This is a genomic window from Kangiella marina (assembly GCF_039541235.1).
Taxonomy (GTDB): Bacteria; Pseudomonadota; Gammaproteobacteria; order Enterobacterales; family Kangiellaceae; genus Kangiella; species Kangiella marina.
The window spans coordinates 1376780-1402882 of record NZ_BAABFV010000001.1; the positions used below are offsets into that span (position 1 = coordinate 1376780).

A 26103-nucleotide genomic window follows, 5' to 3' on the forward strand; every position below is an offset into this window, starting at 1 on the left:
TGCAATAAATTCTCAACTTCTGTGAATAAAATCTGGAGTTGATACGTCAACTTGATATAGGGTATCAATGTTATAACGTATATGGGTAAAACAGTCGCTATGAACAAAGAACTTAAAGAGCTTATACCGGTGATTAGGCGTTTCGCCTTTTCTTTGACAGGCTCTGACCATGATGCGGATGATTTAATGCAGAATACCTTGGAGCGCATTTTAGATAAAGGCGTTCCAGATGATGCCAATCTCACTAAATGGGCCTTTCGAGTTTGTCGCAACCTGTGGATTGATGAATATCGCTCGCGCAAAGTTCGTCAAGAAGCCACCCAAAAACCCGAGTTACAAGAATCGGCCATCGATGGCGATAAAGTTATTACCAACCAAATTACCATTGCGCAAGTTCAGCGTGCGATGAACCAGATGCCTGAGGAGCTTCGCTCGATACTGTCACTGGTCGTGGTCGAAGGTTTAAGTTATAAGGAAGCGGCCAACACTCTCGATATCCCTGTCGGAACGGTCATGAGCCGAATATCTCGCGCTCGCGTGGCTATGGTTAACTGGTTTAAAGACCATGATATGAGGATCTTCGCATGATGATTACTGACGAACAGTTGTGTGCTTTTATAGACAACGAGCTCTCTAGCAAAGAGATGGACGCTATCCGCGATCAGATTGCTCAAGATGAGTCAGTAGCAGATCGAATTGCTGAACTTAGCATGGTTGACCATGTCGTCAGCTCAACACTGCATGCGATTGACGAAAAACCCTTGCCACAAGCGACCCAGGATTTGTTAACAGGCTCTCCTTCAACGTCAACCTCCAACGTTGTAGAGATGTCGCTTTGGCGAAAAGCAACCAATACGGTGCGTCAGCATAGCGCTTTAGCCGCCGTACTTATCCTTACTTTTGGACTAACCTTGGGCGTTTTTTGGGGTTCAAATCCAGACAGCAATACGCCACAGTGGAGTACAATTTCTCAACACTTGGCGAACAACACCAGCGATCAAAGCTTTGCCCTCGATTCACAATGGCACTTAAGCCTTAAGGCCAGCTTTATCAACAAACAAGATCGTTATTGCCGTCTATTTGCATTGCAGTCAAGCTCCAACGCGCATATGAATGTCGCTTGTTTTGAGGATAATGCTTGGCAGCTGCACTCGCGTACTCCTATGGACGCTACCGATCCTAACTCTTACCGTACTGCCTCTGTCGATCCTGAGACTAATCAGTTGATCGACTCGATGATTAAAGGATCATTCCTTAATCGCTCAGAAGAGACTAATGCCATAGATAATAACTGGCGGGCACAATAATGATGACACTGATCTATCGTTTATTATCTATTGCTGCTTTCGTTGTATTCATAGCGGGGTGCTCCACTCAGTACCCCTATACCCCCACTCACTCCATAGGTCACGGCAATTTCTCGGAGAAAGTAGGTGATAACCTCTATCGTGTTCATCATAAAATCCTTATCAACAGCCCAACGCAAGCACAACAATTAGCGGTTAGTCACGCCCGCTCACTGACTCGCGACATGCAATTAGATTGGTTCGTTATCGTACAACAGCAGCTTGTCACCGAAGTACTGATTGATCCCCACAACAATACTGTTCAGCGTAATCAGTGCAGTCAGCAGAACTGCCAGCAATCAAGCTACCAAAATCCTTATTTTAAAACACAATTTAAGTCTAGAGATGACGCTGCCACGACGGAAGCTATTCTTCATATCCGCATGGGCAAAGGCTTACGACCAGATGATGTTCAGAGCTATGACGCCCACACTTCGACTTAGCTAACAAACTACTCCAACCATCCTTTAATTAGCTTGCTTCGCTGACCATCAATGATGTATATTAGAATTTATTAATATTAATCCACTCTTGATGTCTTATGACTTTAACCGAGCACTTCTCTCGCTTTCGCAAACACATTATTGGCGATGGCCACGATTACTCCGAGACGAGTATTAACGGCAATATTCTTTACGCTGACTGGACTGCGAGCGGTCGACTTTATGGTCCTATCGAAAAGTTCATCAGCCATCATCTGGGCCCTTATGTCGCCAACACTCATACCGAAACCACGCTGACGGGGACGACTATGACCGAGGCGTATCATGATGCTCAAAAAATCATTAAGCAGCATGTCAATGCCCACGACAGTGATGTTCTGATCGCCGCCGGCTCTGGTATGACTTTGGTCATTAATAAATTCCAGCGGATGTTGGGGCTGCGCGTTCCTGAAAAATGGCGCGAACGATTGCAAATCGCTGAGCATGAAAAACCCTTGATACTGGTTACTCACATGGAACACCACTCCAATCAAACCACTTGGCATGAATGCGAGGTCACTTTAGAAATTGTTCGCTCTGGTGATGATGGTCGTCCAGACTTAAATCATATGCGCGAATTGCTGGAGCAATATAAGGATCGCCTTATCAAAATTGGCTCCTTTACCGCGTGCAGCAATGTCACTGGAATCACCACGCCTTATCACGAGATGGCAGAGTTGATGCATGAGTATGATGGTTTGTGTTTTGTCGATTTTGCTGCGTCAGCACCTTATGTCGACATTAATATGCATCCCGAAAATCCGGCACAACGACTAGATGCCATTTTCATGTCCCCGCATAAATTCTTGGGCGGACCTGGTAGCAGCGGCATTTTGATCTTCGATGATAAACTCTACGACTGTAAAGTGCCCGATCAGCCGGGCGGCGGTACGGTCTCTTGGACCAATCCATGGGGTGAGCACCGTTTCTTCGATAACATTGAAGCGCGAGAAGATGGCGGCACACCCGCTTTTTTACAAACCATAAAAGCTGCCTTATCCATCAAACTAAAAGATGCCATGCAGGTTTCTAAAATCGAGCAACGTGAACAAGAGTTAGTTAAGATTTTACTCAACGGCTTACGCCAGCACCCAGATATTCGCATTCTAGAAGATCAGCAAAATGACCGCTTATGCATCGTTTCGTTTTATGTGCTTGGCATTCATCATAACCTGCTGGTTCGTTTGCTGAACGATCGCTTTGGCGTCCAAAGTCGTGGCGGCTGCTCTTGTGCCGGAACTTACGGTCACTTACTGCTCGGCGTCGATCAGCTCAAGAGTCATGAAATTACAAACCGTATTGATCAAGGCGACTTAACCGACAAACCTGGCTGGGTACGCATCTCGCTTCACCCAACCAATACCGATGAAGAAGCGCAGTTTTTGGTCGAGTCGATTATCAAGGTTATTGATAACGCAGAAGATTGGTCACTGGACTATGACTTTGAGCAAAGCTCTGGCGAGTTTCGTCCCAAAGATAGTGGTAAAACTCTAAAATCGCTATCTGACTTTAACCCCTTATAATTGCGAAAGCATTATCGATAAGGCACAATTCATTTATACTTTCAGACTGGTATTGGGATGGAAACACACAGTATTACAGATGCAATGCAGCAAAACTCTGCCCAGGCAGCGCGCTTTTTAAAGAATATCTCTAATGAGAAGCGTCTTCTTATCTTGTGCATTTTGCATGAAAAAGAACTTTCCGTCGGTCAGTTGAACGATATGCTGCCCAATCTAAGTCAATCAGCCTTATCCCAACATTTAGCGCTTCTTAGAAAAGAAGGACTGGTTTCCACGCGCAGAGACTCGCAAACGATTTTCTATCGCTTATCCTCAAAGGAGGTAGCAGAAATCATTCACTTACTCCATAAACTCTACTGTCAGGAGGGCTGTTCATGAAACCTTGTGTCGTCGACTATATTGCAACAATAAAAAATCAAATCACGGAAGTTTCTTGCGAAGATATTAGCAATAACTTACCCAAAGATGCGCTCCTTATCGACGTAAGAGAGCCTGCTGAAACACAACAAGGCATGATCCCTGAAGCGATCAATATTCCACGCGGTGTGTTAGAGTTCAAACTGTTTGGACATGACGCAGTTGCTGGCATTGATGACCAAGCTTTATTTAACAAACCCATCTACCTGTACTGTGCTTCAGGCGGACGCTCAGCATGCTCCGCTCTTGCCTTACAGCAGTTAGGCTTTAATCATGTTTATTCAGTAGCGGGTGGTTTTAAAAGCTGGTGTGACAGTGGCGGCTCACAAGTTAAGCCGTAAACACTCAAGCCACGACTTTAATTAAAATTATACCGTACTCTGACATAAGCATTGCTGGCGTCTTTAAACTGACCAAAAAATGTATGGTCATCTCTTCCTGAAAAAATATTGGCGCCAGCAGTAAAAGCCCATTCATCACTAAACCGATAACTCACGCTAGGCCGGATATAACTATCCTTATCACTTGGCGAGTAAAAACCAAACAAAGACCAAATCCATTCATCTTTTTGTGAGCGGTAGGTAAGTCGTGTTGTTACTAGATGCCTTTTTTCAGTGACTTCAAATTGCGGGTAAGGTGAGTTTTCAAGTAACTCATCATAATCTTGTGTCCATTCGAGATAATACTGCAGGCCTAAAGTGAGCCGTGTTGCCACCTCTCTTTCGTATCCGATCAGCCACCGAAGTTGTGAGTTACTGACTAGAGGGTTGGTTCCATTGCCATCTTTTTTTGCATCATGATAAGCCAGCTCTGTGTGATAGAGTCCGCTAGCAACAGCTCCTCTTATGCTTGCGCCGACAATATCTTTGCGATGAAACGTAGGCTCTGAATCGTCCGTCAAACCAACCGGCTGCTTATCAAATCCTCGATAACCATAAACAGCGTACTCAACACCATCAATATTTTTATATAAGCGTAAAGCTAGTTCGCTATTACTCAGTGTCTCTTTGGGTTCAACCGGATTTACTCTATCTTGCCCGCCAACTTGCTGACCAGCCAAAGGATTAAAAAAAGAAAAGCGCTCGCCGTCAATATAGTGATCCGCGGTAAAGACTGGTGTCCATACAAAGTCAATATTAATCGCTGAAAAATAGCTGGTCACTCTGAGACTGTTGCTTGACGCTTTTAAATAGGTGTCATCCCTTCCAGCAAAAAATGACTCCCAATCTTTTGGAAAGAGATCATTGAGAAATACTAAATCACCCGTTCCCCAAGTAATAACTTGTCTGCCTAGTTTAATGTCCGTATTTTCAAGAGCTGAAATATCGACAACAAACTCACGAATATCGTACTCTTGTTGTTCCGTAACACCGTCATACCAAGTATCACCTGCAAACGAAAACTCAAAGCCTGTAGCGGTATAATCTAACTCTAAATGACCTCTAACCTCTTCTAAGGTTTCAGGCCTTTCAAACAAAACGTCACTCTGTAGCCGTTTTCCATAAGCGACCTCAACAAAACCCGCCACACTCCACGGAGAGGTTTCTTCTTCCTGCCAGTTTTCTCCCCATACTTCATCGCCCCACATATCCTCAGTTTTTTCATTAGCCGATTCCACGCTGAATGCAACTGCCGATAACGTTAGTAGCGCGATAATTGTCTTGAATGTCACTATTTAGCCTCTAACCATTGGCGTGGCGGTGATCGTAACGACCGTGTTGTAAAAACATCATCTGGAATACCAAGGTTATAACGTGGCTTCCTAAATTGAAGTAGTGTTGTACTGCCCGTTTCCAGGTTTTTTACTTGAGACTTGATAACCGTCGGGATTCCCTCAATCTCTTTGACCTCAACTACCTCCACTTTACGGTAAAGCTTATTGTCGTCGTTAAAATACTCTACTGTCATTGGCAAGAATGTCTCTTTGCTGATCGTCGATTGATAGTAACTAAACTCAACCTCACCACTTTCTTTCGGAACACTTTTTAGCAGGTAAGTATCTTCTGTTTGATTGATGATGTGATGTGAATCGAGCGCTGGGTTACGCCCTGATACATCCTCATAATAATAATCCGTACCAACAAAACTGGTTCTCTTGTCACCGGCTGAAATTCTTTTGACTAGATCAAGCCCCGGAAGATATAACCATCGATCATCGTCACTCTTCACTTTCTTATCGACCAAAAATACCGTGTCTTTCACATCCGTAGGTCGACTAAAGACAACCAAAAAACTTTGATCACCTTCATCTTCTCGATCTTTTCTTAAGATCACGAACTGCCTTAACTGCTTATTACCATCCTTGTCTATCACAATCATCCGAGCGTCACTGCGTCCATCATCACCAGCATAGTAAGAAGCACGATTGACATTACTCACCAAATCATCCACCGAGACTTTGTCTTTAGCATCACAGTGGTTCCCAACCAATAATGCAGCAGTCATCGTTATGCTAATTATCACTTTAGTTATCATCATCAGTCTCCACTAATCCTTAAAGGCAAAGCGCTTTGTTGCTTGTAATAGTACCGGTAACAATATCAAGGTCACTAGCGCTGACACGACCATGATAGTCGCTAGGAAAAATCCAACTGTTATATAGGGCACTAACGGCGCAAACAATAACGGTGTAAATCCAATAGCAATAACAATAGCGTTACGCGAAATTGCCGAGGCAGGTTCTTTAAACATGGAATTGATAGTTTGTTTAAAGCTACCCGTTTGCTTGTAGATTGCACGACTTCTTTCCAAAAAGTGAATCGCAAAATCAATGGATAAACCCAGTGTTAATGATGACAACACTGCAATCGGCATATCATAGTCCTTGCCAATCCACCCGATAAGCCCATAGATAAAGAGTATGGTTATACTCAAGGGTAACATTGCCAGCACACCAAACAACACACTTCTAAATAGCACCACCATCATGATCAGCACTACCACAAAAGCGCTCACCAAACTTTTTAACATCCCAGCCACCATTTCATCTTGCCACACCATGTTGAGATAACTTTTTCCGGCCCATTTCACAGAGACGTTATCCGGCAACGGGTTTGCCGTTAAGTATTCATCAACATGGTTTACCACTTTCATCATGTCTTGATTATCCCCACTCTTAAGCTGTACCCATAGCGCGGTTGAGGCATAATCTTTAGTGACCATGTGCCACAAGTCTTGAGGTCGATGAGACGACTGGTATTGAAGCAATGCTTGAGCAACTCCGGCTTGAGACTGCGGCACTTTATAGTCTTCTGCTTTGCCACTTTTAAGTTCTCGGGTCACCGTTTTCACCACATCACTCAAGGTGTTTGTTTTGCCGACAAAACCACTGTCCTTTAATGTCTGTTGCAACCCATCTATCAGGCGTAAAGCATCAGGCTGTTGGAAGTAAGCTTGTTCACTTTTAATGCTATCGATCTGCTCAAGCAGTAATTCAATTTCTTCTGTATTCTCGTTCGACGTTTCAAATAATGCATCTTCTAATCGAATGATGCTGCTGTTCAGCTTCGTTGCAAAGTCTTCATCACTTTGTAAGATATTATTCAAAGACTCCTTAAGCTCGTTATCCTTTATTGCCTTAACGGTCTCAAACCATTTATTTTTTAGTGCTGTTTGATCCGCATCTAAAACCAAGTACGCATTATAGGTTCCTGCGAAGTGTTCGTTTAACACTTTATCTGCTATTCGAATATCATGGCTTTCTTTAAACCAGCGAACAGGATTGTCGTTAATTTGAATTTTGCTTAAACCCACAATACTGAGTATTACTATTCCAGTAAAACCAACGATGACTAACTTATTTTTTGCTAAACTTGAATTGCCTACTTTTGGCAATAACTTCATTAACTTTGTATTGCTATCCGATTTGTTTTGCAACGACGCCAGTGACTCATCTTTTAACGTCACTAAATAGGCTGGGATAAAAATTATCGTGAGTATAAACGCCAATAAAATTCCGAAACCAACAAAGGCACCAAATATCTGTACGGGCGGAATCGGTGTCAGCATTAATGAAAAGAATCCTATTGCTGACGTTACGCTGGTATATAACATCGGCGTGAATAAATGATCCACGACCTGTTTTATCACACTCCGTTTATTGCTTTCGCCTTTATACCTATCTGCAAATTCCGACATGATATGTACAGAATCTACCACAGCGATTGGCATCAAGAAGATAGCTATCATCGAGCTCATGATATGCACAGTAAAGCCCATACCAATTAACGCACCCATCGTGATGATCACTGTCGCCATAGCAATGATCATTGGAGCTACGACAAACTTTAGATTTCTAAAAAATACCCACATCACAATAAAAATCATCAAGGCTGCTAATGGCGCCGAAATCCCCATTTGTACAAACATCTCAAAGCCGAAAGTATCTTCAGCCACTGGCAAACCCGTGACGTGATAATCATCCTCTGAGTCCAACCCTTTGATTAACAGATCGATTTCATTTGCAATTCGATAACTTTCATCTTTGTCTTTTATCGGTACATAGATAGTAGCGGCTTTTGCATCGGCCGAAGCAATGGTTTCTTGAAGTAAAGGCAACCGTTCTACTTTTTCACTGATCTCGATCGCTTCATCTTCGTTTTGCGGAACTTCCCTCATCATCCACTCAAAACGTATTTCGCCTGACTTCCCTTGTGAAATATTGTCAACGGTTGATATGTCCATCATATCTGAAGAAACAACACCCTCGATTTTTGAAATTCCCTTACTCAGTTGATGGAGAGCGGTGAGTGACTGCGGGTTATAGATCCCATCAGCTCCTTGATTTACTGCACCGACAACAATGACATCGTATAAATTGAAGCGATCCTTCACTTCATTATGAAACACTCGCGCAGGCTGATCCTTTGGCAGCATATTCTCTGGATCGGTATCAATTGTGATATTGGGAATTAAAGCTCCAGCTATTAAGGTTAGCATTAGAGTGATAATAAAGATCCATTTTGGCTTGTTCAGCGCGAATGTGAGTAATGATTGCTTCATGTCTATGTCCACAGTATTTTCTAGTCTGAAGTTTAAATTAGTTATTGCTAATATTCAAACACTGTTCTATCCTGATATCATAATCTATTAATGCCATACACTATGTCTATCCAGATTACTCCCTTCTACCACCAAGATACGGGTACTTGGACTTACGTAGTCAATGACCCATCCTGCAACCACTGTGCCGTGATTGATCCTGTGCTTGACTATGAGCTGAGTTCCGGCAAAGCGAGTTATCAATCGATTCAAAAAGTGATCGACTTCATCAATGCCCAACACTTGCAGCTACAATGGATTCTTGAGACGCACGCTCATGCCGACCACCTTACCGCAGCCCAATATGTAAAAGATAGCTTAGGTGGGAAAATCATTATTGGCGCAGGTATTATGGACGTCCAACAGCACTTCGCCACCAGCCTAAACTTAGATATCCCCATCGACGGCAGTCAATTCGATATCCTTGTGCATAAGGGTGACACTCTGAGTTTAGGTCGATATGAATTTATCGCTCACCCAACTCCAGGCCATACAGACGATAGTATGAGCTATCAGATTGCGGGTCATATTTTTATTGGTGATACCTTTTTCCATCCAGAACTGGGCACGGCTCGTTGTGACTTCCCGGGCGGTTCCGCTGAAAAGTTGTTTAGCAGCCTTAAATTTCTAATCGCATTTCCTGAGGACTATTGTTTGTGGCTCTGTCATGATTACCCCAAAGACCGTGAGCCGGTGGCTAAAACGACTGTCGCAGAGCAGAAAAATAACATCCACTTTCGTCAATCTGGCGGCAACCCCGAGGCCTACGCACAATTACGCAATGAACGTGATGACTCTCTTCAGGTGCCTAAGCTGATTTACCCATCCCTTCAGGTCAATATTCGAGCGGGGCAATTTCCCGACGCTGAGCCGAATGGTTGTAAGTACTTGAAAATGCCTTTTTCTGTCGACAAACCTTAATTTTCGTTGCGCTATTTGGCGGTCAGTTGCTAAACTTGCCGCCAACTTTAACAATAATATTGTGCGCACTTGTCATTACCTCAGCTCAATCAACGACAACAACAAGCCCTACTCAACACCTCTGGTCCACTATTGGTACTGGCTGGTGCAGGTAGTGGTAAAACAAGTGTCATTACCCGCAAAATTGTTTACCTGATTAAAGAGCGCAAGATTCCAGCAAAGAATATTGTTGCGGTTACCTTTACCAACAAAGCATCCCGAGAAATGAAACAACGGGTTAGCAAGATTGCGGGGCAAAACGCAACCAAAGGTCTTACGGTTTCTACGTTCCACAATTTTGGTCTTAATTTTATTCGCCGAGAATATAAAACTCTCGGCATGAAATCTAACTTCACTATTTTTGATGATCAAGACAGCTTGGCTCTACTCAAGGACTTAGGCTTTAAAGAAGCGGAAAGCGATAAAGCCTTACTCTCGCAGCTACAAAACCAAATCTCTCAGTGGAAAAACGATCTGATCCTTCCTGAACAAGCGATTGCTCAAGCCAATAACCAAGAATTACTCGTTTTCGCTAAAGTTTATGAAAAGTATGCTCGAAGCATGAGGGCATACAATGCGGTTGATTTTGATGACTTAATTTTGATACCGACCTTATTATTGCGCGATAACCTTGAGGTTCGCGAAAAGTGGCAGAATAAAATTAAATATTTATTGGTTGATGAATATCAAGATACCAATACCAGCCAATATGAATTAATTAAATACTTAGTGGGTCAGTTTGGCAACTTCACCGTTGTTGGTGATGACGATCAATCGATTTATTCATGGCGAGGCGCACGTCCTGAGAACCTGGATCAGTTAGCCAAGGATTTTCCTAAACTTCAAATTACCAAGCTTGAGCAAAACTACCGTTCTTACGGCAGAATTTTAAAAGCAGCCAACGTGTTAATTGATAATAACCCTCACGTTTTTGAAAAGAAGTTGTGGTCAGATAAACCTTATGGCGATCCGCTTCGCGTTGTCACTTGCGCCAACGAAGATGAAGAAGCTCAGAAAGTCGTTACTGAAATTATTTCCCGAAAAGTACGCACCAAAAATGGTCGCTATTCTGACTTTGCCATTTTGTATCGCGGTAATCATCAAGCAAAACTCTTTGAAAAAGCGCTTATCGCTAACAAAGTCCCTTATAAAATTTCAGGAAGCACCTCCTTTTTTGGTCGCGCTGAAATTAAAGACATCATGGCCTATCTTCGTTTGTTAACTAACGAAGATGACGACAATGCGTTCCTACGTATTGCTAATACCCCTCGTCGCTCTATTGGCCCCACGACTCTTGAGCAGCTTGGAACTTACGCTCAAAAACGCCACATTAGTTTGTATGCTGCCAGTTTTGAAATGGGCCTTGAGCAATACTTATCTGGCAAAGGATTGGATGCCGTTCGTCGTTTTACGGATACCATTTCACGCGCTGCAGATAATGTGAAACGAGGCGACAGTTTAGGCGTCATCCATGATCTGATTGCCAAAATTGGCTATCACTCCTGGCTTCATGAAACGTCAAGTACACCTAAAGCCGCAGAATTTCGTTGGAACAATATTCAAGAACTTTTGGGTTGGGTTGAAACCTATGTTGATGATAATGAACATGACGAAAATCCTTTCGCAGCAGCGGTTGCTAATCTGATGCTTCGAGACATGCTTGACCGTAATGAAGAAGAGGAAGAAAACTCCAATCAAGTTCAACTGATGACCCTACACGCAGCCAAAGGCTTAGAGTTTAATCATGTTTATTTAGTTGGCATGGAAGAAGAGTTTTTACCGCATAAGTCGAGCATCGAAAATGACGACATTGAAGAAGAACGTCGACTCGCTTATGTGGGTATTACCCGCGCCCAACAAACACTCGTGTTCACGCTTTGCAAGAAACGAAATAAATTTGGCGAAGTGATCAACTGCGAACCCAGCCGTTTCCTTGAAGAAATTCCAGAAGAAGACTTAGATTGGGACGCAAAGCGTAAACCATTATCCGACACTGAACAAAAAGAATTAGCTGACGATAATATCTCTATGCTGAAAGCACTTTTTAGTGACTAGTTCCTGACATCACTAACCCTTCTCTTGATTGGTCGCTTTCCCCCCTTTTGCAGTTCCTTACAATCTCTCGCTTGCTTAATCGCTAACGTTGGATAATAATAAAATTATTGGTAAAGGGCACAGGAGGTGTACCATGTCATTCTTCGAATGGTTTTTTGTCGTCATAGCCTGCATTCTTATTTTTGCAGTCGGCTATGCGGGAGTTACAGGAAAGTCTATTTTTTCGTATAAAGAACCCAAAAATAATCGACGGCACCCTCATTAAAAAAGGCTTCCGAAGAAGCCTTTAAAGAAGTTGCTGTTAATTCAACCTTTGGAATACGGTTGCAATGCCTTGGCCTAAGCCAATGCACATAGTCGCCAATCCAAACTCCTTATCTTTATCTTCCATCAGTCGCAGTAACGTGGTTGAGATGCGAGAACCTGAACAACCTAATGGGTGACCCAAAGCTATCGCGCCACCGTTTAAGTTTACTTTGTCTTCAAACTTATCTCGCAAACCTAGTCCGTCAAGCACGGCTATTGATTGAGCTGCAAACGCTTCGTTCAGTTCAAAAAGCTCAATGTCGTCGATAGACATTTTCGCTCTTGCCAACGCTTTTTGTACCGCAGGAACGGGGCCGAAACCCATAATCGATGGATCACAACCAGCCACACCCATTGAGACAATTTTAGCGATAGGCTTTAACCCTAAACTGTCTGCTTTTTCACGCGACATCACCAACATCGCTGAACCACCGTCTGAAATGGCAGAAGAAGTTGCCGCCGTTACGGAACCATTTTTTGGATCAAACACTGGGCGCAACTTTGCTAAATCTTCAACCGTTGACTCCGGACGAATCACTTCGTCAAAATCAAAACGCTTTAGCTGCCCTTTCTCATCATGCCCTTCCATCGCTAAGATTTCTTTAGCAAAACGGCCTTCAACAGTCGCTTTATGTGCTAACTGATGTGAGCGATAACCAAACTGATCTTGCTCTTCGCGCGTGACCTTGTACATCTTAGCCAACATCTCAGCCGTTAAACCCATCATGCCAGCAGCTTTTGCCGTGTATTTTGCCAGCTCAGGGTCAAAATCGATCCCATGATTCATCGGTACATGACCCATATGCTCGACGCCACCGATGATAAAGACATCACCGTCACCCACCATAATTGAGCGAGTAGCCGTGTGTAGCGCTTGCATTGATGATCCACAAAGACGATTAACGGTTTGTCCGGCAACATGATGAGGTAAGTCCGTCTTCAACATTGCATTACGGGCAATATTGAATCCTTGCTCCAAAGTTTGCTGCACACAGCCCCAGATCACATCTTCAACATCCGCCGGATCCAACTTCTGGTTGCGATCCAATAGACCTTGCATCAACCGTGCCGACAATTCTTCCGCACGTGTATTTCTAAACATTCCACCTTTCGAACGACCCATTGGGGTACGAATGGCATCTACTACTACTACTTCTTTCATCGTTTACTCCCAGTGGCTTCTTTTAAGATACGTCAGATTGATAAAATTTCTTGCCAGACTTTGCCATTTCGACCATTCCGGCCGTCGGCTCATACGCTTTACCTAAGTGTTGGTATTTTTCAGCAAGTTCAACAATAGTATTAATCCCTTGTTCATCGACGTACTTAAAGACGCCACCTCTAAATGGTGGGAAACCTAAACCATAGATCAGCGCCATATCACCTTCAGCAGGACTATCAATAATTCCTTCTTCAAGGCAGCGAATGGTCTCAATGATCATCGGCAACATGGTCCGAGCAATCACTTCTTCATCGCTGAATTCTTGGCTTTCGCTAGCGATCTCTTTCAACAACTCGTATGCTTTCGGATCGGCCTCTTTGGTTGTACGACCCTTCTTATCCGTGCCATAGACATAAAAGCCTTTACCGGATTTTTGTCCGTAACGATCGCTCTCAAACATCACATCGATGGCATCTTTCTCTTCTTTGCTCATGCGATCAGGGAAGCCTTCAGCCATCACTTCTGCTGCGTGACGACCAGTGTCCATCCCAACCACGTCCAACAAGTAAGCCGGTCCCATCGGCCAACCGAATTTTTTGCTCATGACCTTATCTACCTGCTGGAAGTCAGCACCATCGCGTACTAACTTGGTAAAACCGCCGAAGTATGGGAACAAGACGCGATTAACAAAAAATCCAGGGCAATCATTCACAACCACAGGGGATTTACCCATTTTGCTGGCGTAAGCCACCACGCTCGCCACCGTCTCATCCGAAGTTTTCTCACCACGAATTACTTCAACCAATGGCATTTTGTGTACCGGGTTAAAGAAATGCATGCCGCAGAATTTTTCAGGACGCTTCAGTGACTTGGCCAAACGATCAATCGAAATGGTCGAGGTGTTCGAGCAAATAATGGCATTCTCAGGCATTAAGCCCTCAACCTCACTCAGCACAGACGCTTTGACTTTTGGGTTTTCAACCACAGCTTCAACCACGATATCGGTATGTTTGATTTCTTCATAGCTGAGGGTCGGCTTAATACTGGCAATACCTTTGGCCATTTTATCGGTCGAAATTTTGCCGTACTTAACACCTTTACCAAACAACTTAATGGCTTCGTCCATGCCCGCTTCTAGTGCATCTGGATTGATGTCTTTCATAATCGCCGGGACGCCACGTGATGCCGACTGGTAAGCAATGCCGCCACCCATGATTCCAGCACCCAGTACAGTCGCATTCTTTACTTCAACATCCGCGGTTTTAGAGGCTATTTTGGCTTTTTTCTTTAATACCTGATCATTCAAGAACAGCTGAATCAGAGCCGACGCTTGTTCCGTTTGCGCCATATCCGCAAACGCTTCATGCTCAGCACGAATCGCGTCTTCAAGAGACATACCCGCACTGTGCTCGATCAACTCAACACCACGAACCGGCGCAGGGTAGTGTGGCCCCGCCTGACTCGCGATATAGGCTTTCGAGGTCATAAAGGACATCATGCCTTCGGTTTTATTTAGCTGCAAAGGCGCTTTCTTTTCTGCACGACGCGCTTTCCAATCCAGCTCGCCCTCAGCTGCCTGCAATAACATCTCTTTTGTGCTTGCCACTAAATGCTCAGAATCGACCACGGCGTCTAGCGTGCCAATGGCCAGAGCCTTCTCAGCCTTGTATGCTTTACCGGTTGATAACCACTCAAATGCATTATCCGGGCCTATCAATCTGGCTAACCGAACACTTCCGCCAAAACCAGGCACTAAACCCAGCTTCGACTCTGGTAAACCGACTTGCGCTTTTGGGCTAGCGATACGGAAGTCGCAGGTTAAACACATTTCTAATCCACCGCCTAGCGCGATGCCATCGATTGCCGCGGCAGTTGGGTAAGGTAAATCTTCAAAGCCTGTGAACACTTCATTCGCTTCAACCAACCAGCCCAGTAACTCTTCACGGCTGGAAGCAAACAGCTCATTAAATTCTGTAATATCAGCACCCACAATAAATACGGGTTTAGCGCTGGTCGCAATAACCGCTTTAACCTCTTTGTGGTCTTTTAACAGCTCATTGACTTGGCGCCATTCGCTCAAGGTAGCTCGGTCAAACTTATTAACCGACTCATTTTGATTGTTAAAACACATCTCAGCGATACCGTTATCGCTCAGTCTGCATTGAATCGACTGACCTTCGAAAATCATTCTGTTTCTCCGTTTTGATTATCAGATAATGGAGTTGGACTTTTGGCCGCTCTGATTAAAGTAGATTAGGACAAACCAGTGTACTTCAACCCAGCTTCAGGTCTCAACTACATCTGTACGGCTGTATCTGGTCTGACCAATCATAACGAACTTTTTATCTGAACAAAAGCGTCTATTCCTGAGCATCCACAATAATTGTTGCTTTTGTGACCGACCGATTCTTTCCTTGCCCACCAAGGGGCCGATCTGAAATAATGTTGCCTTATTGTCTTAAATTTAATGGTAGTTTTATGACTGACGCAGAGCTAAAACCTTTATTCTCTGAGCACATTGACACGATTACCAAGCGTTATCAAGACGCTATGCAGCGTCATGGCTTCGATCACCTGCTTATTCCGGCCGGTTCGATGCACGGTATTTTCTTGGATGATATGTCCTATCCATTCAAGTCGAATTTCCACTTCAACAGTTTCATTCCGCACGATGATCTTCACGACAGCACCATTATTATCTCAGCCAAGGGTGAGCGCACCCTATGCTACTACCAGCCGGTAGATTTCTGGCATAAAGTTGCCGGCGATCCCGATGGCTTCTGGGTTGAGCACTTTGATATCAAAATGATGCGCAAAAAAGATGAAGTCCGTGCTTTCATGCCGTCTGACGGCACTATCGCCTTTATTGGTGAGATGGCTTATCCTTTCTTGGATGAGGATTTTGATGCCATCAATCCTGGCAACCTAATTAATGAAATCAACTGGCACCGCGCCATCAAAACAAATTACGAGATAGAGTGCTCGGCACTGGCGAACAAGCGCGCTGCAATGGGCCACATGGCTGCTCGCGACATGTTCTACAATCAAGGTTCTGAGCTCGAAATCCATTTAGCCTACTTATTGGCTAGTGGTCATCACGAAGCTCAGCTTCCGTATAACAGCATCGTGGCGCTTAATGAAAACGCCTCTATTTTGCACTACATGCATTATGATGCGGAACGCCCAAGCGAACATCGCACTTTCTTGATTGACGCTGGTGCTCGATACAACAGCTACGATGCCGATATCACCCGCACCTATGCGTTTGACAAAGACACCGAGTTTGCTGATCTCATCAATACCATGGAGCAACTTCACTTAGGTATCGTTGATCGGGTCAAACCAGGTCAGTCTTATGTTGACCTACACGTTGATACCCACTTAGAAATCGCCAAGGTGCTTAATCAATACAAGATTTGCGATATGAGCCCTGAGGCTATGCTTGAGAATGGTGTAACGCGGACTTTCTTCCCACACGGTCTAGGCCATCAAATCGGTCTGCAAGTCCATGATGTCGGTGGTCACCAAGCCAATGCTGACGGCGATCCGGCGCCACCGCCACAAGAGCACCCGTTTTTGAGGAACACTCGACCTATCGAGAAAAATCAAATTCTCACCATCGAGCCAGGCCTCTATTTCATTAAGTCACTGTTGGCTGATCTTAAGGCGAGCGAACACGGCTCCAGCATTAACTGGGATCGTATCGAAGCGTTCCGCCCTTATGGCGGCATTCGAATCGAGGACGACATTGTGGTGACAGAAAGCGGTCACCGCAACCTAACCCGTGCTTACTTGAAATAATCGGTTATTCCTTTAACAACCAATGAGTAAATCGACAACCGCTTACCGCGTGCCCAACCATGAGGTAAGCGAACCTTTCACGGTTGAAGACATCATTAAAGGCAGTCGATTCATTACTCGAATGGTCTTCACACCTTCTGTTGATAAGGCCAAAGCATTCATCAAACAACTGAACAACGACGAACCTGACGCCACTCACCATTGCTGGGCGTACATTGTCGGAAACCCCGAAAGTACCACCTTGATTGCTTGCTCGGATGACGGTGAACCCAGTGGTACCGCTGGCATGCCAATGTTAAATGTTCTACAACACAGTAAGGTGGGGGATATTACCGCTGTAGTCACTCGCTATTATGGTGGCACCAAACTTGGCACGGGTGGACTTGCTCGCGCGTACAGCGGCGGCGTTAAGTCTGCTTTAGAGGCTGTAAGTACCCACACAAAAATCTATACGGTTTCTGCAGAGGTCTCTTGCTCATACGAACTTCAGAATCAAGTTCGCTATCTTCTGGATGAGCATCAGGCACAAAATATAGCCGAACATTTCACTGACAAAGTCGTTATAATGGCTGATATTCCAACCGATCAACTGTCCGCATTTTTATCCTCGGTTGAAGCTTATGAAAACAAACAACAACTTAGTATTAAGGTAGATCATGACAGCGCTTAAACATATCCATATGACCTTGGCGATCATTACTATTCTTGGTTTTTTGCTGAGAAGCTTTTGGTTATTCCGTCAAAGCCCAAGCTTGAACAAAAAGTGGGTCAAAATTAGTCCTCACGTTATTGATACCTTTTTACTTGGAACGGGTATTGCTTATTGGGCAACCTACTATGGCGCGGTGTTTCAGCCATGGATCATCGCCAAACTTATCATGATTGTGCTCTATATCGGTTTTGGTATTGTGACCTTTAAAGCCAACACCAAAGGTCTGCGCGCTCTGGTCTTTACCCTTGCAATTGTTAGCTTTGCCACCATACTCTATTTAGCACGCACCAAATCGTTACCTTGGTAACCACGACAAGAGGTCTCATCAAATGATTGATCCTAAAAAGCTGGATGACATTGCTAAGAAACTCTCTGATTCAGTACCAGAGCGTCTAAAAACAGCCAAAGACGAAATGAGCAAGCAATTTAAACAAGTGCTACAGACTCAGCTGGGTAAACTCGACTTGGTTTCGCGCGATGAATTCGATACTCAGACACAAGTCCTGCTTCGCACACGCCAAAAGTTGGAAGAACTCGAAAAAAAGCTGTCAGAAATCGAAAACCGCTAATCATAATTCCCAAGCGACCTACTCTGGTCGCTTTTATCATCTGCAACAACAATTCCAGACTTGCCTTTTACCGTCGTTTGTATAATCTGATTATAAGGGAACATAACGACTTAAACTTATGCTATTAATTGGCGGCAACCCACAAAAAGAGCACATTCTACTTAACCCTAAAATGGCTAATCGCCACGGACTTGTTGCTGGCGCAACAGGAACCGGTAAGACCGTGACGCTACAAGTCTTGGCAGAAGGTTTCTCAAAAATGGGAGTGCCGGTGTTTACCGCCGATGTTAAGGGTGACCTTTCTGGTGTTGCCACAGCGGCTGGTAGCCACCCAAAAATCACTGAACGGATTGACACGATTGGCATTACCAATTATCAAGCACACGATAACCCGGTTATTTTTTGGGATGTCTTTGGTAAGCATGGCCACCCTGTCAGAACGACGATTTCTGAAATGGGCCCCATCCTGCTTTCAAACCTTCTTGAGCTCAATAATACGCAGGAAGGTGTCCTTCATATCGCGTTTGATATCGCTGACGAACAAGGACTATTGTTGTTAGATATCAAAGACTTGCGGTCCATGCTCAATTGGCTTAGTGATAACCGCCAAGAAATTATGCGTGAATACGGTAATGTTTCTCCGCAAAGTGTTGCTGCCATCGTACGCCGCCTTCTAGTCCTTGAAAATTCTGGTGGCGATCAGTTCTTTGGTGAGCCCGCACTCAACATTAAAGACATGATGCGTACCGACATAGATGGTCGTGGCCTTATCAATATTTTGCACAGTAAGGAATTAATGCTGAATCCCCGTATCTATTCAACATTCTTGCTGTGGCTCCTGTCAGAACTCTTCGAAGAGTTAGAGGAAGTCGGCGATCCAGATAAACCTCGTTTGGTCTTTTTTTTCGATGAAGCCCACCTCCTTTTTGAGAATGCGCCAAAAGCGTTACTCGATCGAATTGAACAGGTTGTTCGTTTGATCCGCTCAAAAGGCGTTGGAGTTTTCTTTGTCACACAGCATCCTACGGATATACCAGAAGATGTACTCGGCCAATTAGGCAATCGTATCCAACATGCCCTTCGCGCCTTTACCCCAAAGGATTTTAAAGCCGTTAGAACGGCTGCAGAAACTTTTCGCCCCAATCCTGAGCTTGATACCGAAGCCTTAATCACTCAGCTTGGTGTTGGCGAAGCGTTGGTTTCTGTTCTGGATGAGAAGGGACGGCCCAGCATTGTTCAACAAACGTTAATTTGCCCACCTGAATCCCGTATTGGCCCACTCAAACCCAATGAACGAGAAAACGTGTTTAACACCTCTCCGGTTAAAGGGCTTTATGATACAGCTGTCGATCGTGAATCAGCGTATGAAGTGTTATTAGCCAAGGAGCAGAAACTCAAAGAGCGTCAGGAAAAAGAAATGGCAGAGGCTAAACGCCTGCGTGAAAAGGAAGAAAACGCGAAAGCTTCTCGTAAAAAGCAAAGCCGTCGCTCCAATCGACAAGGGGTTGGTGAAACCTTCTTAAAAACACTGGCTAGAACCCTTGGTTCTAACCTAGGAAAAAAACTACTTCGCGGCATACTGGGCTCCATCACCGGAAGTAAGTAATCACTTCTAAAAGTGTTCAATAAAAAGGTGCATGAACGCACCTTTTAATATCTTTAACTCGGTTATCCGGTTAATCCTTCAACAAGAAGGTTACCTTTAACACCACTCGAAACCCAACAACATCACCATTTTCTATAACCGCTTGTTGTTCTTTTACCCAGGCAGCTTTAACCTGATCAAGCGTTTTATTCGCTCGTTTAACACCCTGCACCACAGCATCTTCAAAACTCTTTTCCGACTCAACGATAATTTCTGTAACTTTTGCAATTGACATAACAGCTCCTTTTTTATCCATCTTCGTATATCCCTTTTCATATTACGTATATTTCCTGTATAAACAAGGATGTAGTAACAACATTTGTAAAATAATCAGCGACTTGAGGTTTTTATGTTTTCCGTTACCGACACCCCTTACCTTGTACCTTTTGATAATTCTTTCGACTTAACTCAAATGGCAACCACTGTTTCATCGGAACGCTCAAGCCCGCAGCTAAAGAAACACTACAAAAAAAACCGCAAACAACTCTACTTAGAACAACAAAAGCTCTATGCCGATAACCGTTATAGCGTTTTGTTTGTCTTTCAAGCCATGGATGCCGCCGGTAAGGACAGTACTATTCGACATGTTTTTCGAGGGGTAAACCCAGCAGGTTTTCAAGTCTCAAGTTTTAAGCAACCGTCGAAACGCGAGTTGGATCATGATTTTTTGTGGCGCACCACGAAACAGCTACCTCAACGCGGTCGCATTGGTCTTTTTAATCGAAGCTATTATGAAGAAGTGCTCGTTGTCCGTGTTCATCCCGAGTACCTTGATTCACAACAGCTTCCGTTTGATTATCAACCTGAACTCACCGCCCCTTCTCCCGATCAAACACCCAGCTTTTGGCAGCAAAGGTTTCGCTCAATTAACGATCATGAGCACCACCTTGCCGCTAATGGCACCATTATTCGTAAGTTTTTCCTCAATGTGTCTAGGCAAGAACAACATCGACGCTTTAAAGATAGGATTGATCGCCCGGAGAAGAACTGGAAGTTTTCTGCTGGTGACCTCAAAGAGAGCGCTCACTGGGATAAGTACATGCAGGCCTATGAAGATTGTCTTCGAAGCACATCCACCCCTTGGGCCCCTTGGTATTGTATTCCAGCGGATAATAAGCCTCTGATGCGAGCAATTGTGTCTGATATTGTCTTACAAACGTTAACTGAGCTTAAACTGGCATTCCCCTCATTCGATGACGAGGATACAGCGCGCCTTAAAGACTATCGCTCACAGCTTATTGTATAGGTTTCATCACGTCTCACTAAAAAGGGCGCTATTAGCGCCCTTTGTTAATCAATATCGAATCAATCTACTGAGATCTCTCGCTACACATCAAGATTCGCTACTGACAACGCATTGCTCTCAATAAATTCCCGTCTAGGTTCCACATGATCACCCATTAACGTAGTAAACAGTTGATCAGCAGCTACTGCATCTTCGATGGTAACTTGCAGCATACGACGGCTTTCTGGGTCCATTGTAGTTTCCCATAGCTGACCTGGGTTCATTTCGCCCAAACCTTTGTAACGTTGGATGGCTTGGCCTTTACGAGCCTCTTGCATTAACCACTCAAGAACGTAACTAAAGGTCTCAACTTCCTCTATCTTTTCACCACGCTTAACAAAAGCTCCAGGCTCAATAAGACTCTCTAACTGCTCACCAAGAGTACTGATTTTCTTGTAATCCTCTGAAGTAAAGAACTCCTTTGAAAGTAAGTACTCACTTTCAATGCCGTGGTGATACATGGTAAGGTGCGGCATGAAGATGTTCAGTTCATTATCCTTGCGCAGCTTAAATTCATAACGATGCGATCCGCTCGTTCTGTCTTTATTCAACTTTTCTTCCAGCGTATCTATCCATGTCTGAACTTTCGATTCATCTTTCATGTCATCGGTTGACAAGGTTTTGTGATAGATCATCTTGTTCAGCATTTCTCGCGGTAATCGACGAGCAACACGGTTGATGGTCTTTTTAACTTCACGATATTCCGTAACCAGTGTCTCTAAACGTTCACCACTAATCGGCGGGGCATCTTTACTGGTAAATAACTGAGTATTATTCAAAGCCAAGTTCGTCAAATATGCCTCTAGAGCATCATCGTCCTTAAGATAAGTTTCTTGCTTACCTTTCTTCACTTTATACAGCGGTGGTTGGGCAATATAAACATAGCCTCGCTCAATAAGCTCGGGGACTTGGCGGTAAAAGAAGGTTAATAATAAGGTTCGAATATGGGCACCATCGACATCGGCATCCGTCATGATAATAATACTGTGATAGCGTGTTTTATCTGCGTCAAACTCCTCGCGTCCAATACCACAGCCTAACGCCGTAATTAAAGTCCCGACTTCCTGTGACGATAACATTTTATCAAAGCGCGCTTTTTCAACGTTTAGAATTTTACCTTTAAGCGGCAAAATGGCCTGATTCTTACGGTCACGGCCTTGTTTTGCAGAACCTCCCGCAGAATCACCCTCCACAATGTAGAGTTCTGATAACGCCGGATCTTTTTCCTGACAGTCTGCTAATTTTCCTGGTAAACCCGCGATATCTAACGCACCTTTACGACGTGTCATTTCACGCGCTTTCCGTGCAGCCTCACGCGCTCTGGCCGCGTCGATCATTTTATTAATAACCGACTTTGCTTCGTTAGGGTTTTCCAATAAGAAGTCTTTTAAGTGCTCGCCCATCGCTTGCTCAACGGCACTTTTGACTTCACTAGAAACCAGTTTGTCTTTAGTCTGTGAGCTAAACTTTGGATCAGGTACTTTGACTGAGACAACCGCAGTCAGTCCTTCACGAGCATCATCACCCGTCGTGCCAACCTTGCCTTTTTTATTGTAACCTTCCGCTTCCATAAAGGTATTCAAACCGCGAGTTAACGCTGCACGGAAGCCGGCTAAGTGTGTACCACCATCACGCTGAGGGATGTTATTGGTAAAGCAGAAAATATTTTCTTGGAAGCCATCGTTCCACTGCATCGCCACTTCGACCGTAATACCATCTTCCTCACGCTCTGCAGTAAAGTGGAAAACACGCTCATGAACCGGTGTTTTATTGTGATTCAAATATTCAACAAACGCCTGAATCCCGCCTTCATACTTAAAATGATCAGACTTACCACTGCGCTCATCGTTTAATTTAATACTAACGCCGGAGTTCAAGAAAGATAGCTCACGTAAGCGCTTTGCTAGAATATCGTACTTAAACTCAATATTGGTAAAGGTTTCAGAGCTCGGCTTGAAACGGAGTTCTGTGCCGCTGGTTTCGGCATCTCCAACCATTTCCAATGGCTTTTCAGGCACACCAAATTTATAGAACTGCTCATAACGCTTACCACCACGACGGATGGTTAAGGTAAGATCTTCGGATAGCGCATTAACTACCGACACCCCTACGCCATGCAGGCCGCCTGACACCTTATACGAGTTATCGTCAAATTTACCACCGGCATGAAGAACCGTCAGAATCACCTCAGCAGCGGAAACACCCTCTTCTTCGTGAATTTCAGTAGGAATACCACGACCATCGTCGCGTACCGATACCGAGTTATCATCGTGTATCGTTACCTGAATTTCCGAACAGTGACCGGCTAGCGCTTCATCAATGGAGTTATCAACCACCTCAAACACCATGTGATGCAAGCCGGTACCATCATCAGTATCACCAATGTACATACCGGGACGCTTTCGTACAGCGTCTAACCCTTTAAGTACTTTAATACTGGAAGAATCATAGTTGTTATTTTCCGACATAGAGTTTCCTTCTAGGTTGTTCATGCCTATATAACCATCGCGTTGCTCGACACCTCTTCAACTTGACCATGTTCCACGTGGAACATTTTCACCTGATCATACTGCTCAATCAGTGGTTTAAGAGGTGCTAAATGAACGCAAGTTATAAAAATTTGTTGATTTACTGGCTGTTGAGCTAATAAATCCAGCAGCTGAGTTTGATGATTCGCATCAAGTTCAGCGCCGATATCATCCATCAGAAAGAGTGGAGACTGTTGTCCATACTCTTGCATGGCTTTTAGTTGTGCTAATTTAAAAGCTGTAATCAGCAGTTTTTGTTGGCCGCGAGACAGATAATCACCAGCCTTTTTATTTCGAGCGAGTAAAAACTTTAGATCAGCTTTATGAATACTAGACTGGGTGAAACCCAGTTGCTTATCTTTTTCAAATTGTGATTTATACAATTCTGCCAAACCAATGTCATCTTTATCAGACCAACCTGGATATAACTCTAAGTGACAGTCTGCTTGTTGGATAAAAGCTTTGGCAAATTGACTAAATAAAGGGTTTATTTTATCACAATAAGCCTGCCTAAGTTGAGTAACTTGTTGTGATAAGTTAACCAATTGCTTATCCCAAACAGAGACATCGGAGTAAGGTGCCTTGCGTTTTAACAGCTGATTACGTTGCAAAAGGATTTTGTGGCATTTTTGCCAAGTAGATAAAATAGAATGTTCCACGTGGAACACTCCCCAGTCTAACTGTTTGCGGCGCGCTCCTGGCCCTTTAATGAGCAAGTCATATTGTTCCGGAGATAGGATTTGCACCGGAGAAAGCTTAGCAAGTGTGGAAAGCCGTTTAACAATCTCACCGTTGAGTTTTATAGCGGTTTCGCCATTACGTTTACGGTTAAAGCCGAGTTTGTGAGAGGCACCTGAAGACTCTAGTTTGGCAAAAACAGTGATGTCCTGATTATCATCATTGATGACTTTATTATGTTTGCTGGTACGAAAAGAACGACCGTTACCTAATATATATAGGGCCTCTAATAAACTGCTTTTTCCAGCAGCATTGGGGCCGTAGATGATATTAAGTTGAGGAGAGAAACTTAAAGTTGGATTCTTTAAGTTCCTCAAATTTGAAATGGTTAACTGGTTTACACGCATGGGATTGGATGAGTTTGCCAGTTAGAGAATCTTATAATAGAAAAGATCAACTAGAGTCTCATTGGCATAACGACATACATGCTTTCGCCGCCATCAACTTCTTCAATTAAGGTGCTACTGTTAGCATCAATAAAGGTTAATTTTACTTGCTCAGTTTTAATGGTATTCATAACATCGATCATATAGCTAACATTGAAACCAATTTCCAAATCAGATCCTTGATAATCTACACTGAACTCGACTTCGGCTTCTTCTTGCTCTGGGTTGTTCGCATGTAAGCGTACCTGGCCATCCGACAGCATAAAACGAACACCGCGAAACTTTTCATTACACAGGATAGAAGCACGCGAAAGGGATTCTTTTAAAACCTCTCTGTCTGCAATGACAATTTTATCACCATTACGTGGCAGTACTTTGTCATACTCAGGAAAGCGTCCATCAACCAGTTTCGATATAAACGAATAGTCAGAGTTAGTGATTTTGATGTGGTTAGAGCCTAAACTTAGTGTCAACGGCTCATCGGTGTGATCCAACAAACGGCCTAACTCTGAGACACCTTTACGAGGAATAATGGCGTTAACGCGTTCATCCAACTCTAACTTAACCGACTCTTTGGATAGCGCAAGTCGGTGACCGTCGGTAGCGACCGAGGTTAGAGTATCTTCATCAAACTCAAACAACATGCCGTTCAAATAATAACGAACATCTTGTTGAGCCATAGCAAACTGAGTCTTTTCTATCAATTCTTTTAGGGTATGCTGAGAGACCGTAAGTGAGGCGAGACTCGCAGTTTCTTCAAGGTTGGGGAATTCATTAGCAGGCATCGTCGACAGGTTAAAACGACTGCCGGGGGTCGAAACACGCAGACGGTTTTCACCCATCTCAAGCTTAACGTTTTCACCATCACCTAAGCTTTTAATGATATCCAGAAGCTTTCGCGCTGGAACTGTAATTTCTCCAGGCTCAAACTCTCCCTCTAAAGCAACTTGAGCTTTTAATTCAATCTCTAAATCGGTTGCGGTTAGTGAGAGCTTACTATCATCAACAACCATTAAAACATTAGATAAAATTGGCAGTGTCTGTCTTTTTTCAACAGCGCCACTAACCAATTGTAATGGTGTTAACAGTTGATCACGAGTCATGGTAAAACGCATATGAGTACCCTTATGAAACCCAATAAATAGTTA

Annotated in this window: 23 protein-coding genes; 14 read left to right on the top strand and 9 right to left on the bottom strand. The window is 43.9% G+C overall.

The annotated features are described in order from the left end of the window. The first annotated feature begins 99 nt into the window (after positions 1-99). From ABD943_RS06175 to ABD943_RS06200, 6 genes are all read left to right on the top strand, one after another. Positions 100-588, top strand: coding sequence for an RNA polymerase sigma factor (locus ABD943_RS06175; RefSeq protein WP_345292308.1), 489 nt, complete (start codon positions 100-102; stop codon positions 586-588). Beyond that, entirely contained in the window at positions 585-1307 is a 723-nt protein-coding gene (locus ABD943_RS06180) for an anti-sigma factor family protein (RefSeq protein ID WP_345292309.1), read from the top strand. The genes ABD943_RS06175 and ABD943_RS06180 overlap by 4 nt, the downstream gene beginning before the upstream one ends. Beyond that, positions 1307-1789: a CC0125/CC1285 family lipoprotein gene (locus ABD943_RS06185; RefSeq protein WP_345292310.1), complete on the top strand. Its 483-nt coding sequence runs from the start codon at positions 1307-1309 to the stop codon at positions 1787-1789. Before ABD943_RS06180 ends, ABD943_RS06185 begins: the two co-directional genes overlap by 1 nt. Before the next feature lie 98 nt (positions 1790-1887). Continuing rightward, on the top strand, positions 1888-3351 hold the full coding sequence (locus tag ABD943_RS06190; protein WP_345292311.1) for an aminotransferase class V-fold PLP-dependent enzyme: 1464 nt from the start codon (positions 1888-1890) through the stop codon (positions 3349-3351). A 57-nt stretch (positions 3352-3408) separates the two neighbouring features. Then, positions 3409-3729: an ArsR/SmtB family transcription factor gene (locus ABD943_RS06195; RefSeq protein WP_345292312.1), complete on the top strand. Its 321-nt coding sequence runs from the start codon at positions 3409-3411 to the stop codon at positions 3727-3729. Then, complete coding sequence (locus ABD943_RS06200; RefSeq protein WP_345292313.1) at positions 3726-4109, top strand: rhodanese-like domain-containing protein; 384 nt, start codon at positions 3726-3728, stop codon at positions 4107-4109. Before ABD943_RS06195 ends, ABD943_RS06200 begins: the two co-directional genes overlap by 4 nt. 17 nt (positions 4110-4126) lie before the next feature. Here the strand turns inward: ABD943_RS06200 and ABD943_RS06205 are convergent, their stop codons facing one another. From ABD943_RS06205 to ABD943_RS06215, 3 genes are read right to left on the bottom strand one after another with little or no spacing between them, the layout of a single operon-like run. Then, positions 4127-5440, bottom strand: a complete 1314-nt coding sequence (locus ABD943_RS06205) for a hypothetical protein (RefSeq protein ID WP_345292314.1) — start codon at positions 5438-5440, stop codon at positions 4127-4129. After that, positions 5440-6246 carry an outer membrane lipoprotein-sorting protein gene (locus tag ABD943_RS06210; protein ID WP_345292315.1) on the bottom strand — a complete coding sequence of 269 codons (807 nt, stop codon included), beginning with the start codon at positions 6244-6246 and terminating at the stop codon, positions 5440-5442. The genes ABD943_RS06205 and ABD943_RS06210 overlap by 1 nt, the downstream gene beginning before the upstream one ends. A 9-nt stretch (positions 6247-6255) precedes the next feature. Next, positions 6256-8769, bottom strand: a complete 2514-nt coding sequence (locus ABD943_RS06215; RefSeq protein WP_345292316.1) for an efflux RND transporter permease subunit — start codon at positions 8767-8769, stop codon at positions 6256-6258. A gap of 102 nt (positions 8770-8871) precedes the next feature. Between ABD943_RS06215 and ABD943_RS06220 the strand changes: the two genes are divergently transcribed. Continuing rightward, entirely contained in the window at positions 8872-9729 is an 858-nt protein-coding gene (locus ABD943_RS06220; protein ID WP_345292317.1) for an MBL fold metallo-hydrolase, read from the top strand. Positions 9730-9798: 69 nt separating this feature from the next. Continuing rightward, a complete protein-coding gene (gene rep / locus ABD943_RS06225) occupies positions 9799-11823 on the top strand; it encodes a DNA helicase Rep (RefSeq protein ID WP_345292318.1) in 2025 nt (674 codons plus the stop codon). A gap of 301 nt (positions 11824-12124) precedes the next feature. Here the strand turns inward: rep and fadA are convergent, their stop codons facing one another. Continuing rightward, positions 12125-13291 (bottom strand): acetyl-CoA C-acyltransferase FadA, encoded by a 1167-nt coding sequence (gene fadA / locus ABD943_RS06230; protein WP_345292319.1) that lies wholly within the window; start codon positions 13289-13291, stop codon positions 12125-12127. 22 nt (positions 13292-13313) lie between these two features. After that, positions 13314-15479 carry a fatty acid oxidation complex subunit alpha FadB gene (gene fadB, locus ABD943_RS06235; RefSeq protein ID WP_345292320.1) on the bottom strand — a complete coding sequence of 722 codons (2166 nt, stop codon included), beginning with the start codon at positions 15477-15479 and terminating at the stop codon, positions 13314-13316. A 290-nt stretch (positions 15480-15769) separates the two neighbouring features. Between fadB and pepQ the strand changes: the two genes are divergently transcribed. From pepQ to ABD943_RS06260, 5 genes are all read left to right on the top strand, one after another. Then, positions 15770-17092 carry a Xaa-Pro dipeptidase gene (pepQ, locus tag ABD943_RS06240; RefSeq protein ID WP_345292321.1) on the top strand — a complete coding sequence of 441 codons (1323 nt, stop codon included), beginning with the start codon at positions 15770-15772 and terminating at the stop codon, positions 17090-17092. Positions 17093-17114: 22 nt separating this feature from the next. Further along, entirely contained in the window at positions 17115-17762 is a 648-nt protein-coding gene (locus ABD943_RS06245; RefSeq protein ID WP_345292322.1) for a YigZ family protein, read from the top strand. Next, positions 17749-18111 carry a SirB2 family protein gene (locus tag ABD943_RS06250; RefSeq protein ID WP_345292323.1) on the top strand — a complete coding sequence of 121 codons (363 nt, stop codon included), beginning with the start codon at positions 17749-17751 and terminating at the stop codon, positions 18109-18111. Before ABD943_RS06245 ends, ABD943_RS06250 begins: the two co-directional genes overlap by 14 nt. A gap of 22 nt (positions 18112-18133) precedes the next feature. Next, positions 18134-18373: a ubiquinone biosynthesis accessory factor UbiK gene (gene ubiK / locus ABD943_RS06255; RefSeq protein WP_345292324.1), complete on the top strand. Its 240-nt coding sequence runs from the start codon at positions 18134-18136 to the stop codon at positions 18371-18373. Positions 18374-18491: 118 nt separating this feature from the next. Beyond that, positions 18492-19979, top strand: coding sequence for a helicase HerA-like domain-containing protein (locus tag ABD943_RS06260; protein WP_345292325.1), 1488 nt, complete (start codon positions 18492-18494; stop codon positions 19977-19979). Positions 19980-20049: 70 nt separating this feature from the next. Here ABD943_RS06260 and ABD943_RS06265 read toward each other — a convergent pair whose 3' ends face one another. Further along, a complete protein-coding gene (locus ABD943_RS06265; protein WP_345292326.1) occupies positions 20050-20253 on the bottom strand; it encodes a dodecin family protein in 204 nt (67 codons plus the stop codon). Positions 20254-20367: 114 nt separating this feature from the next. On the opposite strand from ABD943_RS06265, the gene ABD943_RS06270 reads away from it, so the two are divergent. Next, the gene (locus tag ABD943_RS06270; protein ID WP_345292327.1) at positions 20368-21264 is read left to right on the top strand and encodes a PPK2 family polyphosphate kinase; all 897 of its coding nucleotides are present in this window, start codon (positions 20368-20370) and stop codon (positions 21262-21264) included. A gap of 80 nt (positions 21265-21344) precedes the next feature. Here the strand turns inward: ABD943_RS06270 and gyrB are convergent, their stop codons facing one another. The 3 genes from gyrB to dnaN are packed head-to-tail and all read right to left on the bottom strand — an operon-like array spanning position 21345 to position 26070. Beyond that, entirely contained in the window at positions 21345-23771 is a 2427-nt protein-coding gene (gyrB, locus tag ABD943_RS06275) for a DNA topoisomerase (ATP-hydrolyzing) subunit B (RefSeq protein ID WP_345292328.1), read from the bottom strand. Between the two features lie 26 nt (positions 23772-23797). Beyond that, complete coding sequence (gene recF, locus ABD943_RS06280) at positions 23798-24916, bottom strand: DNA replication/repair protein RecF (RefSeq protein ID WP_345292329.1); 1119 nt, start codon at positions 24914-24916, stop codon at positions 23798-23800. Positions 24917-24966: 50 nt separating this feature from the next. Then, positions 24967-26070 (bottom strand): DNA polymerase III subunit beta, encoded by a 1104-nt coding sequence (gene dnaN, locus ABD943_RS06285; RefSeq protein ID WP_345292330.1) that lies wholly within the window; start codon positions 26068-26070, stop codon positions 24967-24969. Between the last annotated feature and the right edge of the window lie 33 nt (positions 26071-26103).